This is a genomic window from Acinetobacter sp. TUM15071 (assembly GCF_008980925.1).
Classification (GTDB): Bacteria; Pseudomonadota; Gammaproteobacteria; order Pseudomonadales; family Moraxellaceae; genus Acinetobacter; species Acinetobacter dispersus.
Genome location: NZ_BKGB01000017.1, coordinates 40,541 through 55,167 on the forward strand (window position 1 = coordinate 40,541; position 14,627 = coordinate 55,167).

The 14,627-nt window shown below is 39.6% G+C and carries 9 protein-coding genes, 4 tRNA genes and 1 pseudogene; 4 read left to right on the top strand and 10 right to left on the bottom strand.

Annotated features, from left to right (window positions below):
- Positions 1-7: 7 nt before the first annotated feature.
- Positions 8-340: a GNAT family N-acetyltransferase gene (locus GBI66_RS15210; protein WP_228267301.1), complete on the bottom strand. Its 333-nt coding sequence runs from the start codon at positions 338-340 to the stop codon at positions 8-10.
- Positions 341-595: 255 nt separating this feature from the next.
- On the opposite strand from GBI66_RS15210, the gene GBI66_RS15215 reads away from it, so the two are divergent.
- The 4 genes from GBI66_RS15215 to purB all read left to right on the top strand — a co-directional run bounded on the left by GBI66_RS15215 (position 596) and on the right by purB (position 4,469).
- On the top strand, positions 596-1,084 hold the full coding sequence (locus GBI66_RS15215; RefSeq protein ID WP_151716658.1) for an NUDIX hydrolase: 489 nt from the start codon (positions 596-598) through the stop codon (positions 1,082-1,084).
- 4 nt (positions 1,085-1,088) lie between these two features.
- Positions 1,089-2,222: a tRNA 2-thiouridine(34) synthase MnmA gene (mnmA, locus tag GBI66_RS15220; protein ID WP_005183263.1), complete on the top strand. Its 1,134-nt coding sequence runs from the start codon at positions 1,089-1,091 to the stop codon at positions 2,220-2,222.
- Between the two features lie 18 nt (positions 2,223-2,240).
- The gene (gene hflD / locus GBI66_RS15225; RefSeq protein WP_151716659.1) at positions 2,241-2,972 is read left to right on the top strand and encodes a high frequency lysogenization protein HflD; all 732 of its coding nucleotides are present in this window, start codon (positions 2,241-2,243) and stop codon (positions 2,970-2,972) included.
- A 108-nt stretch (positions 2,973-3,080) separates the two neighbouring features.
- On the top strand, positions 3,081-4,469 hold the full coding sequence (gene purB, locus GBI66_RS15230) for an adenylosuccinate lyase (protein WP_151716660.1): 1,389 nt from the start codon (positions 3,081-3,083) through the stop codon (positions 4,467-4,469).
- A 361-nt stretch (positions 4,470-4,830) separates the two neighbouring features.
- Here purB and GBI66_RS15235 read toward each other — a convergent pair whose 3' ends face one another.
- From GBI66_RS15235 to GBI66_RS15275, 9 genes and pseudogenes are all read right to left on the bottom strand, one after another.
- Positions 4,831-5,778, bottom strand: a complete 948-nt coding sequence (locus GBI66_RS15235; protein WP_151716661.1) for a hypothetical protein — start codon at positions 5,776-5,778, stop codon at positions 4,831-4,833.
- Between the two features lie 17 nt (positions 5,779-5,795).
- A complete protein-coding gene (locus GBI66_RS15240; protein WP_151716662.1) occupies positions 5,796-7,346 on the bottom strand; it encodes a hypothetical protein in 1,551 nt (516 codons plus the stop codon).
- Positions 7,346-10,165, bottom strand: coding sequence for a type VI secretion system Vgr family protein (locus tag GBI66_RS15245; RefSeq protein WP_151716663.1), 2,820 nt, complete (start codon positions 10,163-10,165; stop codon positions 7,346-7,348). The genes GBI66_RS15240 and GBI66_RS15245 overlap by 1 nt, the downstream gene beginning before the upstream one ends.
- A gap of 246 nt (positions 10,166-10,411) precedes the next feature.
- Positions 10,412-11,864, bottom strand: a pseudogene (locus GBI66_RS15250) (amino acid permease).
- Between the two features lie 449 nt (positions 11,865-12,313).
- On the bottom strand, positions 12,314-13,357 hold the full coding sequence (gene astA, locus GBI66_RS15255; RefSeq protein ID WP_151716664.1) for an arginine N-succinyltransferase: 1,044 nt from the start codon (positions 13,355-13,357) through the stop codon (positions 12,314-12,316).
- 569 nt (positions 13,358-13,926) lie between these two features.
- Positions 13,927-14,000: transfer RNA gene (locus GBI66_RS15260), tRNA-Trp, on the bottom strand.
- A 67-nt stretch (positions 14,001-14,067) separates the two neighbouring features.
- Positions 14,068-14,152 (bottom strand) — tRNA-Leu (locus tag GBI66_RS15265).
- A 147-nt stretch (positions 14,153-14,299) separates the two neighbouring features.
- A tRNA-Trp gene (locus tag GBI66_RS15270) sits at positions 14,300-14,373 on the bottom strand.
- Positions 14,374-14,441: 68 nt separating this feature from the next.
- A tRNA-Leu gene (locus tag GBI66_RS15275) sits at positions 14,442-14,526 on the bottom strand.
- Positions 14,527-14,627 lie beyond the last annotated feature (101 nt).

The following is a 14,627-nucleotide window of genomic DNA, read 5'->3' on the forward strand; positions in this document are numbered from 1 at the left end:
AAAAAAACTATTTTTGGTATAGGTTTGGCTGATTTATTTCCATAAAATTTTCAGGCTTTGCCAAATTAGCGAATCCAAACTTACGGTACAAACCATGAGCATCTGCAGTCGCCAAAAGAATCCTTCTTAACCCTTTTGAATCACACTGATCAAGCAAGGCATTGACGATAAGCTCAGAGTAACCTTTTCCACGAAATGGTGCTTCAACATAAATATCTGCAAGATATGCAAATGTTGCATAATCTGTGATTGCCCGACCAAAACCAATAATTTGATCTTTTCGCATCAAACCTACACATAAAGAGTTTTCAATCGCGCTCTGAACAACAGTCTTTGGAATACCCTTCGACCAATAAGCATTTCTGAGAAATTAATGAACTACATTAATATCCCTTTCATTTTTATTGAGTGTGATTCTAATCTCATCCATATCTTCTGCCTCCTAGCTTTAAAACTTTGTGAACTAGATGTTCCTAACTTCAATTTCAGTGGAAATTGATGATATTTTCTATACAAAAACCTACTCTAGAAACTCACCATAGCCAAAAACTCTCAAATTTTGTAGAATACATTTTTTAAAACCATGATGCTTTCTATGACCGCTTGGACACCTCATGTCACAGTCGCCACTGTTATCGAAAAAGACGGACGTTTTCTGTTTGTTGAAGAACACAGCGAAGGCTTTGTACATACCGTGTTTAATCAACCGGCAGGTCATGTCGAATGCGATGAAACCATTATTCAAGCAGCTATCCGTGAGACCTTAGAAGAAACGGGTCATCATGTTGAAATTGATCATCTGCTTGGGATTTACACCTATACGCCACCAATGTTTCCAGACCGCACTTATTACCGTTTTTGCTTCTTGGCACATGTCACTGCAGTTGAAGAAAATGCGCAACTGGATACAGGTATTGTTGGTGCAGTTTGGATGAACTTGGATGAATTACAAGAAACAGCACGTGCACGTAGTCCATTGGTTTTAAAAGCTGTTGCAGATGCCCTTGCTGGTAAGAAATATCCTTTATCGCTTATTTATGAGCACCCTTTCTCTCCCTCATTAACTTCTCATTTGGACGCTTAATTAGATGCAACAACGTGTCATCGTCGGTATGTCTGGTGGTGTAGACTCCTCCGTTTCTGCCGCATTATTACTTCAACAAGGATATCAAGTTGAAGGTCTTTTCATGAAAAACTGGGAAGAAGATGATGGTACGGATTACTGCACAGCATTGGAAGACTTGGCAGATGCTCAAGCCGTTGCAGATAAAATTGGCATCAAGCTGCATACAGCTAACTTTGCAATGGAATATTGGGATCGTGTCTTTGAGCACTTCTTGGCTGAATATGCTGCTGGTCGCACACCAAACCCAGATATCTTATGTAATAAAGAAATTAAATTCCGTGCCTTCCTCGATCATGCCATGACTTTGGGTGCAGACTTTATTGCAACAGGTCACTATGCGCGTCGTGGTGCAAGTACACAAAATTCACGTGGCGAAACTTACGCCCCATTGCTCCGCGGTGTTGATAACAATAAAGACCAAACCTATTTCCTACATGCAGTTCATGGCCGTGAAATTAACAAAACCCTGTTTCCTGTGGGTGAAATTGAAAAGCCAGAAGTTCGTCGCATCGCAGAACAACTTGATTTAGCAACAGCCAAGAAAAAAGACTCAACGGGTATTTGTTTTATTGGTGAGCGCCGCTTTACAGACTTCCTTAAACAATACTTACCTGCACAAGCCGGAAAAATTGTTTTGGAATCAGGTAAAGAAGTTGGTGAACACCATGGCTTGATGTACTATACGCTGGGTCAACGTGGTGGTATCGGTATCGGTGGTATGAAAGGTGTACAAGAAGGTGCATGGTTCGTATTACATAAAGATATTGCCAATAACCGACTGGTGATTGGTCAAGGACATGAACATCCATTGATGCAAAGTACACAGCTTTGGAGTGAGTCGATTGATTGGGTTGCAGGTGAACAGGACATTCCATCGGCTGGATTCCGCTGCACAGCGAAAACCCGTTATCGCCAGCCAGATCAAGCGTGTACAATTTATCGCGATGAACAGACTGAAAATGGTATTCGTGTTGAGTTTGATGAGCCGCAACGCGCTGTGACTCCAGGACAAAGCGTGGTGTTCTATTCTGGAGAGGTCTGCTTAGGTGGTGGTGTTATTCATCATACCAATGCACCTGAACCAGATTTTATTTAAGGAAATTGGAAGCGAAGCATGGTCGAGTTACCCTTTCAGCACGCTCAAGCGTTGAATGTTAGACAGAACCGTGCTCTAGCATTGGCCGCAGTCTTTCAGGCAACTCAGTTAACACATATGACTGCGATGGCTGGCCAGCAAAGCATTGGCGATAGTGGTAATTTCTATTTTGAGCTATTGATTAAAGCCAGCCTGAATATACGTCCTACCGCTAACAACGCCACTCAAACCTTAGATTTTTTTAATCAACTTGCAGACATTTCACTCGGTTTAAAAACATTAGAAGGCTGTATTACTCAGCCTTTTAATACTGCACCGAAATCCCGAGTTCCTAAAATGTCGACTGCTAAATTGCCAATGTCCTATGCAATGGCCCTGTTGCAGTTGGAAAAGAAAGTTTATAGCAATCCTGAATATGTCAAAATTATAGAAACTGCCCAACAAAAAATCTTAAAGCAACTCTCTTTTTTCGATAATAACTATTTACACCCAAGCATCATCGCCAATTTAGCCCAAACCTATGTCGAAACTGCAGGACAAATCAATCCTCGTATTTTAGTCCGAGGCAATGCAGAAGCATTTAAAGACATCAATCATACCAACCGTATTCGTGCAAGCTTATTTACAGGCCTACAGCTGGCACATTTATGGAAGCAGTCAGGTGGCAGCTCATGGAGTATGATCTTTAGTAAACGCAAGTTATTGCAAGATATTCAAGCTCTCGCTCGTTTGCAGTATCAGGTGGTATAGACCGATGCTACAACGAATTTATTTTTATGCCGTTTTACAACCTCTCTAAATCTCTCCTGAGGAACGACTAAAGTTCCGCAAGGGAGAGCTAAACTTTAAGGAATCTGTATGAATGCTTTAACCGCACTCTCGCCACTTGATGGACGTTACGCTAGCAAATGCGATGCCCTACGCCCTTTTTTGTCTGAGTTTGGTTTAATCCACGCTCGTGTCACGGTTGAAGTGCGTTGGTTACAAGCACTTGCAAATCGTGCAGAAATCATCGAAGTTGCACCGTTTTCAAATGAAACCAATGCAGCTTTAGATGCAATCGTTTCAAACTTCTCTGAAGAAGATGCAAACCGCATTAAAGAAATTGAGCGCACCACTAACCATGATGTAAAAGCGGTTGAATATTTCCTTAAAGAAAAAATTGCCAACATTGATGAATTACAAAATGCAGGCGAATTTATTCACTTTGCTTGTACTTCTGAAGACATCAATAACTTGTCTCATGCACTTATGCTGAAAAATGGCCGTGAAGTTTTAGTTGCAAGTATGAAACAACTTCTCAATGCGATTTCAGCTTTGGCAACAACGCATGCTGAACAACCAATGTTGTCTCGTACGCACGGTCAAACAGCTAGCCCAACTACCTTGGGTAAAGAGATGGCAAACGTTGCTTATCGTTTAGCACGTCAAATCAAGCAATTCGAAAATGTTGAATTATTAGGCAAAATCAATGGTGCTGTAGGTAACTACAATGCACATCTTTCTGCATACCCAGAAATTGATTGGGCTGCACATGCACAAGCATTTGTTGAATCTTTAGGCCTAAGCTTCAACCCATACACTACACAAATCGAGCCACATGACTATATGGCTGAATTGTTTGATGCGTTACGTCGTTTCAATACGATTCTGATCGACTTTAACCGTGACGTTTGGGGTTATATCTCGCTTGGTTACTTCAAACAAAAGTTAAAAGATGGCGAAGTTGGTTCTTCAACCATGCCGCACAAAGTAAACCCGATTGATTTTGAAAACTCAGAAGGTAACTTAGGTATTGCCAATGCAGTATTGGGCCACCTTGGTGAAAAACTTCCTGTTTCTCGCTGGCAGCGTGACTTAACTGACTCTACTGTATTACGTAATATGGGTGTTGGTTTTGCGCAAAGCTTAATTGCTTTTGATGCTTGCTTAAAAGGTGTTGGTAAACTTGAATTGAATGCTGCTCGTTTAAATGAAGATTTAAACCAAGCACAAGAAGTTCTTGCAGAACCAATTCAAACTGTTATGCGTCGTTATAACGTTGAAAAGCCATACGAGAAATTAAAAGCACTGACTCGTGGTCAGGCAATGACACGTGAAATGATGGTGAACTTCGTCAATGGTGATGAACTTGCTCAAGTTCCAGCTGATGAACGTGCTCGTCTAGCTGAGTTAACACCTGCAACTTATACTGGTAATGCAGCTGAACAAGCAAAACAAATCAGTGATTTGATCAGCAAAATCTAAAACTGATTAACTTAAAAGGCAGAGCTTCGGCTCTGCTTTTTTAGTTTAAGATTGGCAAAAATTTTATTTCAAGTCATCCCCCAACTCAATTAGGGAGGACTCCTCTCAAATTTGGTAATACGATTATTCCCCCATACATAATTAGCCTAATGATCAGGGGGTAAATATTCGTTCGAGTTTTAGAAACTGTTCAATCACATAAATATCATGCGCAATTAATAGCATTAGGCATTCATCACTTTTAAGTATCACCATTAAACTGCGAATAGACCTTACCCCCAATCAGATTTGATTTCAGGTAAAGTTTCACCTTACTCAAAACTTTATCATTATTTTTACAATCTAACCTTGAATACATAAATTACTTCTTATTTGTCACCTCTAAATACCAAATCGTTTCTCCCCAACTATTATTTTCAACCTCAGGAAATACTTCTCCCTGTTCAAAATAACGGGATTGCAATTGATTTGCAGGGCTCCACCAATTGCCTGCTCGTTGACAAGTCTGACCGGCAAAACCTTTTAAGTTTTCTACTTGAATTGTTTCAGATGAACCACCTTCATCTGCAATACGCTCAACTAACATCCAAGTACAATCGCCATAAAAAGTCTCAAATGTTTCAGTATCCATTCCAGTAGCTATAACACTTCCTACTCCTCTACCTTCCTCCTCACTTGTTGCCATAAACTCAATTCTGTTTCTATCTTCTTCACAAATATAGATACCTGTTTTCCCAACGTTCTCATTAGATTTAACTATTATTTCTGGATTTACCCTATAAATTGGATAAGAGTCAGGTAAAACTAGATTGATTTCATGAAATATATCAGCTTCAGGATAATCAATAACAAGCTCATCAACATTCCAATAGGTTGGATAAGTATTTGAAATAATTGAAGCATAGCTTTTGGCAATTGAATAGTAATCCCAACATTGTTTTACTTTATCTGTAGGTAAATCATCCATCCAATGTGGAGAAAACTCACTCAAACCTTTATCATTAGAGCGTATTTCTCCAGTACAACGTAAATAAGTAAAATCACCTGTTTTTATTTTTGCGTATGCAGACTCTATACGATCCATCGTATTTCTTAAATTAGGCAAAACAGTCCCCCCCCATTGAATATCTGCTTGTTCTGGATAGGGTAAACTTCGTAAATTATATGGTAAATTATGCATATAGATTTCAAATAGTTCTTCTAAACTATCTAAAAAAAGACCATAGTTATTTCGCATAGTCTCAAAAAATGCTAACGAGCTAAATTGTTCTAATAAATATGCGGCTTTAGGATTTACTTCGTAATTCATGATCTTCTCTATCTTGTTTATCTCGGTTTATATTCTAATTTGGCAGCTAAGCTATAATCACCCAAATTTGTGGCTAAAGTAGGGACTCCAACCATTGAAAAATCACCAATTTCTGTGTCCGTACCATAACCCCAACCTGTCAATTTTCGCTTGCTTAGTCCGGAAGTAACCAAGTCATTGGGATCTAGTACAATCTGAATACCGCCACCTTTTAAATAAAACTCACCAAGTTCTTGTGAGGCAGCAGGACCTTCCCAAGCATATAACTTTTTACCTTTAGGGACTGTATATTCAAGATATTCTCCATTAGCATTCCAACTCGCCCAAACTGCAAATTTATCACGCCACTCTTCACGGCTTTTTAGCTTTTCAAACTCGGACTTACGCATCCAGCAAATACTATTGTCAAAACTACCTGGCGCTAATACACGCACTAAAATATCACCTTCATTAAATATTTGTGCTTTAATTAATTTCTCTCCCTTTGGACCTTGAGCAAAAGTATCAAATTTTCCTTTTAAAGGGTGTGTTAGTTTAGGATTTTTCAATGCAGGCTGCACATTTCCTAAACTAGGATGGAATGGTGTAGTTGCTGTTTTGGGGTCTTTTCTAGCTTGCGGAAAAGGTAATCGCCCATTTTCTGGAGTTAGATGAACCCAATTTGGCTTTTGCTTACGAAATGCTTTAAGTTCTTCGTCATCACCCAATCTTCTAAATTGCGTCACATTTCTAACATTAGTCGTCGCTTTAAAAGCCTGATTACTCTCTTTCTCGATTCTAACCGCCAATCTTTCCAAAAAGTCTTGTACAGGTTTTAAAAACTCGCCAAGTTTTTGATTCGCCAAGTTACGGACATCAATTACGGTTTGCAACATTTGTCGTGCTTTTGCACCAATCGCCTTACTTGCGTATTTATCAATAAATTTAACCGTATCTCTTAAATATCCTACAAGTTTATCAAACACGCCCAACAAAGCCTGCTTGGTCAACATGCCTTTAACTTCTCGAATTTTGCTCGCTGTTGCTTTATAAATATTGGTAATCTTTGCGTTTTTAATGGCTTTTTTTACCGCTGGGCGTGCAAGAAATTTATTTAACTCTGTAATTCCACTTTCAATCGCAGGTTCAGCAAACTTATATATATTTCCACCCGTAAACTTTAAACCTTTGGTTGCAGGCTTAAGCATAAAGCGTCTAATAGGAGCCAAAATAACTTTGAAAACCCCTTTAAATAATGAACCCAATACTGGAAATAAGCCAATCAGTGTTAGAATCAGCCCAATCCATGCCCACGGATTATTACTGTCTTCTTTAATCTTTGTCGCATTCGCACAAATATCCCGAACATCACAAATCTGATCTACAAAAGGGATCATTGAAATCACTGTACCAGTGACAATTTGTGCAGTTGTTTGATCCTCTGCAAAGTCTCCTTGTAACACAACCCAAAGCCACTCTGCGATATCCGCTGCAGTTTCTTTCCCTTTCTTGATTGCATCATTTACTGGGGCTGTGTACCACGCTAGAGCATTGGTTAGCTCTTTCTTAGATGGTAAAAAATCTGGCATTAAAATTGCCCCTTATTCTTATCAATCTTGTCTAATTCTGCCATGACTGTATCAAACTGATCCCAAGGCTTATCTTCTTCCATTTTAGGTTGCTCATACTCAACTCTAATTGCTTTCTCTGGAACATTGTCATGATGAGCTTTACCATGCTCATCTAATTTTCCTTCAATAACCTGATTATTTTCAAAAAAGATTTTATAACCCAAATTTGCAAATGGTTGGCGATCTACATCTAGATGTTCTAAAGCAATCCAATTTTTATTATCGAATTCAGGCAAAGTTGGTAATTGCACATTTGCTTTCGCCCCCCCCATAAACAAATGCTGCCCTGCCTTTACCTCAAACTTACCACCTGTGGTTGGGAAAATACCTGAACCATTCAGCTTGATCTGAGAGCCACCCGCAGTAATCACAATCTCTTTCGGACTGGTAATCTCAATACGATCTTCAGTTGAAATGATCTGAATGCCTTGCTTAGCAAGTAAATCCATTCCATCTGACTGCGCCTGAACCTCAAACTTACCTTTGGCAGCCACCTGCTTAATCCCACCTTGGGCTGCAAACAGACTGATTCTGTTTTGCGCATGCGTAATCAGATTCTTTTGCGTGCTTAGATTGATACTGTCGCCTGCAAACTGGTTGATTTGTCCATCTGCGGAAACATGAATATCCTCATTGGTACTTAGACCGATCCCCACAGGTGAGCTTAATAGCAATAAGGCTTTATTAAATTTAGCAATTTTTGCTTCAATCTGTTCTGCAAATGCTTTCAATTGTTCAACGGATTCAATTTCATCAGTTTGCTGGTTCTTGGCAACTTCACTCAGTGCCTTGGCATTGTTTTGATTGCCATCAAGCTGTTGCTTAGCAGGTTGAGCATCCAGATGTTCGCCTTGGGCCTGATCCTGCTTATGCGTGGAAAGCAGCAAACCCTCGCCTGCACGTACTGCACCCCATTGATCAGTACGTAGTTCAAAACCTTCGCCACGATCTTCACTTTCTGCTTTGTCTTTCGGATGACTGAGTTTACCTAAGTTAAGTTGGCTGGCAGCATGACTACTTTGGAGCTGGGCGCTGATCTGTCCAGTGGTGTCATCAAAGCGCAGTTGGTTAAAGCCTTCACCCTGATATTCCTTGGACTTGATCCCTGCCAGTTTCTTGGTGTCTGGCAGCTTACCTGCATTGTCGAACTTGGTTGGACTACGATGTGCTTCATGGATACGTCCCACTACAAAAGGACGGTCAATGTTGCCATCAAAGAAGTCGATAACTACGATTTCATCGATACGTGGCAGGAAGCGCGCCCCATAGCCTTCACCAGCCCAAGGCGTCAGTACATCGACCCAAGCTGAATCGGTGTCGTTGTCATTAGCGCCTGCACCACCATCATGGCTATGATCATCATTTCGGGTAAACAGGAAACGAACTTTAATACGGCCCCATTCATCTACATGGATTTCTTCACCGCTTGGCCCAACTACTTTGGCACGTTGTGGTGAAGCGGCTGGGCGGTGTTGTAATGGGTTGTATTCAGGAACAGTTTTGATGCTACGACGTTGTAGCATGATTTGATTGGCTTGGCGTTCTTCTGTGTCGCTTTGTTGGGTGAGCTGCCAATGACTTTGTGCCAGTAGCTGATTAATCTGCTGCTGTAGATCTTTGGGTAAGTTGTTCTGGTTATAGAACTGTTTGCCTGTAATCAGGAATTCTTTGTCTGCGCCACTGTGCTGGTCAATCTCAGGGTGTTCTGCCAGTTCAAACCAGTAACCGACATGGGTATCTCGGACGGTGCTCTTAGCCACGAACTGTTTGGATTGCAGGTCGTAATATTGACCTAAGTTTTGATTGAGCTTTTCGATCTGTGCATTGCCGGATTGGGTTGCGCCATCTTCACCATTGAGGTCTTGCATCCATGCTGGTGAAAAATGCCATGCCTGTTCTAAACCCAGACTGGCATTGTCATGTTGTTCACTATGTTTGTGTGTGCTCTGTACACTACCTGCACCATCTACTTGTTCTAAGGCATCGGCTTGCCAGCGTTGTACATGGACTGCACTCGGTTGTAATGAACGTTGCCCTACCAGACTAGTCATACTGTCGTATTGTTCGGTGGCACTGCTGCGGTGATAACGAACTGTTCTTCTGTCTAAGGCCTGATACTGGCTATTGTCATCAATTAAACGAAGTTTCTGGGCCTGAATCTGTTCGCTAGCACTGGCGACTTTCAGCTTTGATTCATCAACCAGCCAGTTAATCCCTTCACTGCGCATGAGACGGGTGAGGAAGTCATAGTCGCTTTCATTAGACTGCATAATGAATGGGCGGACATCATAGTCTTGACTGAGTCCACTTAGGTCCAGCGTTAGGCTCGATGCAAATAAAGGGCTTTTGCTCTGCCATTCTTTAAAGACAACTTCCACTACATCCCGCACGCTTTTATTCATAAACACACGGCTGTTACGGCGTTGTTTCCACAGTGCAGTTGGGTCTTCTAAAGTCAGTTTATAGACAGTTAGGCTACCGTCGGATTGTCCTTGTAAGGCTTGGGTGATAATGCCTGTGACACGGGTCAACTGGCCTTGATCAGTCACGCTATCTATCGCAGCTTGGCTGCCAATAAATTGCTTTAGTGGAATGGTGGCATTGGTCGACAAGCAAATCAGTTCTGCCTTAAATCCATCATTGAGTTGATGCTGACCATCGATACGTTGCAGAAAAACCTGCGAATTTAAATTTTGATTAGAAAATTGAATATGAATCGCACGTTTTTGTGCTGTAAGGCCGAGGCTCTCTAAGGCTTGAAAGATGTTGTTCAACATTTTTATAGATTTTTTTGCTTAAATTTACGGCATTTTACCGATAGCAATATGCCTCTGTCTATACAGTATTGTCTGTTTATGACATTTTTCGTCACCATTATTTCATGGTTTAAAATAATACTTTTTATATTCATAGATATAAAACATTCTTCAAATGCTCTAACACTAAAAATAATGTAAAAAAGCAAAGCCGAAGCTCTGCTTTATTTCAATGTGGGTCAGAATGTAGCAGTAAATTAATTCCACTTAAACATAATCAGCCCTACTTGCCTTTAAGATATCCAGTTCTAACATTTTTTTCTTTTTATAACGATAAGCAATCAATAGGCCAATAAACCACACTGGTGAAAGCCCCAATGCAATAAGGGTATCGTGGTCTAAAGCAAGGATCACAATTGTAAAGACCAAAAATAGCATCGTCAGCCACGCCATGACCAAACCACCAGGCATTTTAAATTTAGACTGTAAATGTAACTCTGGAAATTTTTTACGATAGCCAATATACGACAGGATAATCAGCATAAAGGTAAATACACATAGAATTGAGGTCAGTGCAGAGATAATCGTAAATGCTGTCATTACATTTGGCACAATAAATAAAATTGAAGTCCCGATGGTGACGCAAGTCATGGAGAAAATCAGACCTCGAATTGGTACTTTTTTCTTCGATAATTTACTAAAGCTCTTTGGTGCATCATTATCCAACGCCAAACCATAGAGCATCCGACTCGTCGCAAAGATACCACTATTTGCAGAAGATAAGGCTGAGGTTGCAACGACAAAATTAACCAGACCAGCAGCAATCGGCAAACCAATCAACGTGAACATTTCAACAAATGGGCTTTTTTCAGGTGAAATTTTTGCCCAAGACGTGACCGCGATAATGCATATCAATGCGCCAACATAGAACAGTAAAATACGTAATGGGATTGAGTTAATCGCTTTAGGCAGAGATTTATGCGGATCTTTAGTTTCAGCAGCTGTGGTTCCGACCAATTCAATTCCGACAAAAGCAAAAATCGCAATTTGGAAACCTGCTAAAAAGCCGGTGATGCCATAAGGAAACATCGATTGAGTTTCAAACACATGGCTCATAGATGCTTTAACACCATTGGGTGAAGTAAAGCCGGTACTGATTAAATAGATACCCGCAAGGATAAACAGAATAATGGCGGAGATCTTAATCAACGAAAACCAAAACTCCAACTCACCAAACATTCGAACAGCAACAAAGTTCAGTATGGTCAGAATAGCCAATGAGGTAAATGCAGGGATCCAGACAGGAATATCGGGATACCAGAACTGCATATATCCCCCAATCACGATGACATCGGCTATCGCAGTAATAATCCAGTTACACCAATAAGACCAACCGAGGAAAAAACCTGCCCAAGGACCGATAATAAGCTGTCGCAAAATCAGCAAAAGTTTTAAAGTTGGTATTTGCCAGCAGCAACTCGCCCATTGCCCGCATAACAAAGAAAAAGAAAAAACCAATAATTAAATAAGTTAAAACAATTGAAGTACCTGAAATACTTAAGGTCTTTCCAGAGCCCATAAATAGACCTGTACCAATTGCACCGCCAATTGCAATCATTTGAATATGACGATTGGTCAGCGAACGTTGTAATTTTTCTTCATCTTGCGAACTTTCCTGCAAATCTTCATCCAGAAGTTGCGTTCCTTTATTCTGACTCATGTCATCCTTACTCCAGTTTGCAGCAACCGTTATAAATGCTTAATAAAAATAAAATATTTTTAAAATGCTTTAATTTAAAAGTTCCATCTTTCTAAAATTATTTTGAAATTAACAACTTAATTAACCCACCTCACTTGTAAATAGTTCGTATTAAATCCCTTTTCTGCACACTAAAACCTGTTGTTATTGATCAAAAGTATTTTAGCCGCAAGCATCATATCTCATCCCCAAACGAGTTGAAGATGATGCTTTTCATTTTCGCTTAATTATTACCCAATTAACATGAAATATACTCTATTACCCCAATCTCATTCCATCTGATAAAGATATGAATATCGAGGATAGTAAAAAATTATGCATCGATATAAATAAAAAAATGGCTAAAAATACAGTATAAACGCTGCCAATTAATATCTAAATCTTTGAATTTCGTGCTGAAAGAAAATCCATTAACGCTTGTTCTGATTTGCAATATTGATATTAAGCAAACGCACTGATGCACCCTCTTTCACATGTAACTGATGGGCTTGTTCTACACTCAAAATCACTTGGTTTGAGTCTGGCTGGCTATAGATCAGAATGGCGCGATAATTTTCATAATCATCATTGGCAACAATATAAGGCTCATCACCAAGAGTAATGCAATCAGATTGTTCAATATGGACGGTGAGCACATGGCTATCTTTAATTGCTCTTAGATTCTCGATATCCGCCTGCAAGGTTGCACCCGCATCAAAGATATCGACATAGCCCTTATAACGCAGCCCTTCTTCAATCAAAAGGTTATACGCGGGTTCAGTATTAGGATGTACTGCTCCAATCACCGCCTTCGCTTCATCAGGCAACATGTCGACATAAAGTGGATGCCGTGGCATGAGTTCCGCAATAAAGGCTTTTTTGCCTGTACCACTTAGATAATCTGCTTTGGTAAATTCCATATCAAAGAATTTATGACCGACCGCATCCCAAAATGGTGAACGGCCATTTTCATCAGAAAAACCCCGCATTTCAGCCACAATGGTTTCTTCAAAATACTGCCTAAATGCTGATAAGAACAAAAACCGAACCTTAGATAAAAACTTACCATTCTTATTTAAACGATAATCAGGATCTAAAAATAAGGTACATAACTCACTACAGTTAGTGTGGTTATTACTCAGATATAAGGTCGGCAATGATTTATAAACATTCAAAGGTTCGGAAGAATGAACTTGTGTGCCGATATGAAAATTATACCAAGGTTCTTTTAGACCTAAGGCAACCTCGATTCCACAGACACCAACCACTTTATGCAGTGAGGTATCTTCCAGCACAAATAAATAACCCTGCTCCGACTTATCCAGTTTACCTTCGACCGTTTTAATCGCTCGATCAATCCGTGCAGCCAGTATTTCCATATCTGGTTGCAAAGAGGTTAAACCAAAACCTGCTTTCTGTGCTAAGTGGTAAAGATCATGAATATCTTTTTGTTTGATATAACGAATCATCATCATGTCTATTTCCCCTTATTCTCAATCAGAACAAACGAGACACAGGCTGCGCTGATTGTGCTCTTGAGTAAGACATCCAATTCATTTTTTCTATGCTGAACCATGCACAATACAGACATTTGTTATTCCTTAATTCTTAAATTTTTCCCTAGCGCCAGCTCATTGATGGCCGAGCTGGCTTTATTTATCTAAGTCTTTTTTATGACTTCTTTCATCAAGCTGAAATCTAAATTCAATAATCTAAATTGATTAATAGCTCTGCTGATCACTCTATTATTCAAAAACTAATTGGCACAAAAAATTGAAAATTAAGCAAAAAATGAGTTGTTTTTTAGCATTTTATTTATTGACAGTGACAATATGAAAGTTATTTTTCACTTTTGGAATGAATGAAAAAGTAGATCTCATCTCAAAAGCGTGAAATAACAGAGATGACATCAAGTTCAAACCAAAGGTTAATAGGATGTTAAATAATAAAAAAAATAAGGAATGATTCGAAAAATAGATATTATCTAAGATAAATTACAGGCCATAAAAAAGCCCTTGTTTTCACAAGGGCTTTTTTATTTATTTGGCAGAGGATCAAGGACTCGAACCTTGACGAACGGTTTTGGAGACCGTCATGCTACCATTACACCAATCCTCTAAACTGCATGATTAAATCATATTTGACTCAATCATAAGAAAGTAAGAAATGCTTACCTTCTTAAATATGGTGGGGGCGAAGAGACTCGAACTCTTACACCTTGCGGCGCTGGAACCTAAATCCAGTGCGTCTACCAATTTCGCCACGCCCCCGATGGGTGTGTATATTAGAGATAAACCTTTCTACTGACAAGCCCTTTTTATAAAAAAACTATGTTTATGAAAGCTAATGCTTTTTTAATATACAGATAGAAACAGCAGACACAAAAAAAGGAACTTTATATAAAGTTCCTTTGAATTTGGCAGAGGATCAAGGACTCGAACCTTGACGAACGGTTTTGGAGACCGTCATGCTACCATTACACCAATCCTCTATAACCACATGATTAAACTCTATTTCGTTTAATCATAAAAAAAGCAAGATACTCTTGCTTTTTAAATATGGTGGGGGCGAAGAGACTCGAACTCTTACACCTTGCGGCGCTGGAACCTAAATCCAGTGCGTCTACCAATTTCGCCACGCCCCCGATGGGTATGCATATTAGTGAGAAACATACTCTCTGACAAGTCTTTCTATTAAAAAAACCATTCAAATGAACAGATAATATTCAAATCACCCTTTTATGTT

Excerpts from the sequence above, each read along its gene's own strand:
- GBI66_RS15215 (WP_151716658.1), top strand. The coding sequence starts at position 596 with ATGACCGCTTGGACACCTCATGTCACAGTCGCCACTGTTATCGAAAAA.
- mnmA (WP_005183263.1), top strand. The coding sequence starts at position 1,089 with ATGCAACAACGTGTCATCGTCGGTATGTCTGGTGGTGTAGACTCCTCC.
- hflD (WP_151716659.1), top strand. The coding sequence starts at position 2,241 with ATGGTCGAGTTACCCTTTCAGCACGCTCAAGCGTTGAATGTTAGACAG.
- purB (WP_151716660.1), top strand. The coding sequence starts at position 3,081 with ATGAATGCTTTAACCGCACTCTCGCCACTTGATGGACGTTACGCTAGC.
- GBI66_RS15235 (WP_151716661.1), bottom strand. The coding sequence starts at position 5,778 with ATGAATTACGAAGTAAATCCTAAAGCCGCATATTTATTAGAACAATTT.
- GBI66_RS15240 (WP_151716662.1), bottom strand. The coding sequence starts at position 7,346 with ATGCCAGATTTTTTACCATCTAAGAAAGAGCTAACCAATGCTCTAGCG.
- GBI66_RS15245 (WP_151716663.1), bottom strand. The coding sequence starts at position 10,165 with ATGTTGAACAACATCTTTCAAGCCTTAGAGAGCCTCGGCCTTACAGCA.
- astA (WP_151716664.1), bottom strand. The coding sequence starts at position 13,357 with ATGATGATGATTCGTTATATCAAACAAAAAGATATTCATGATCTTTAC.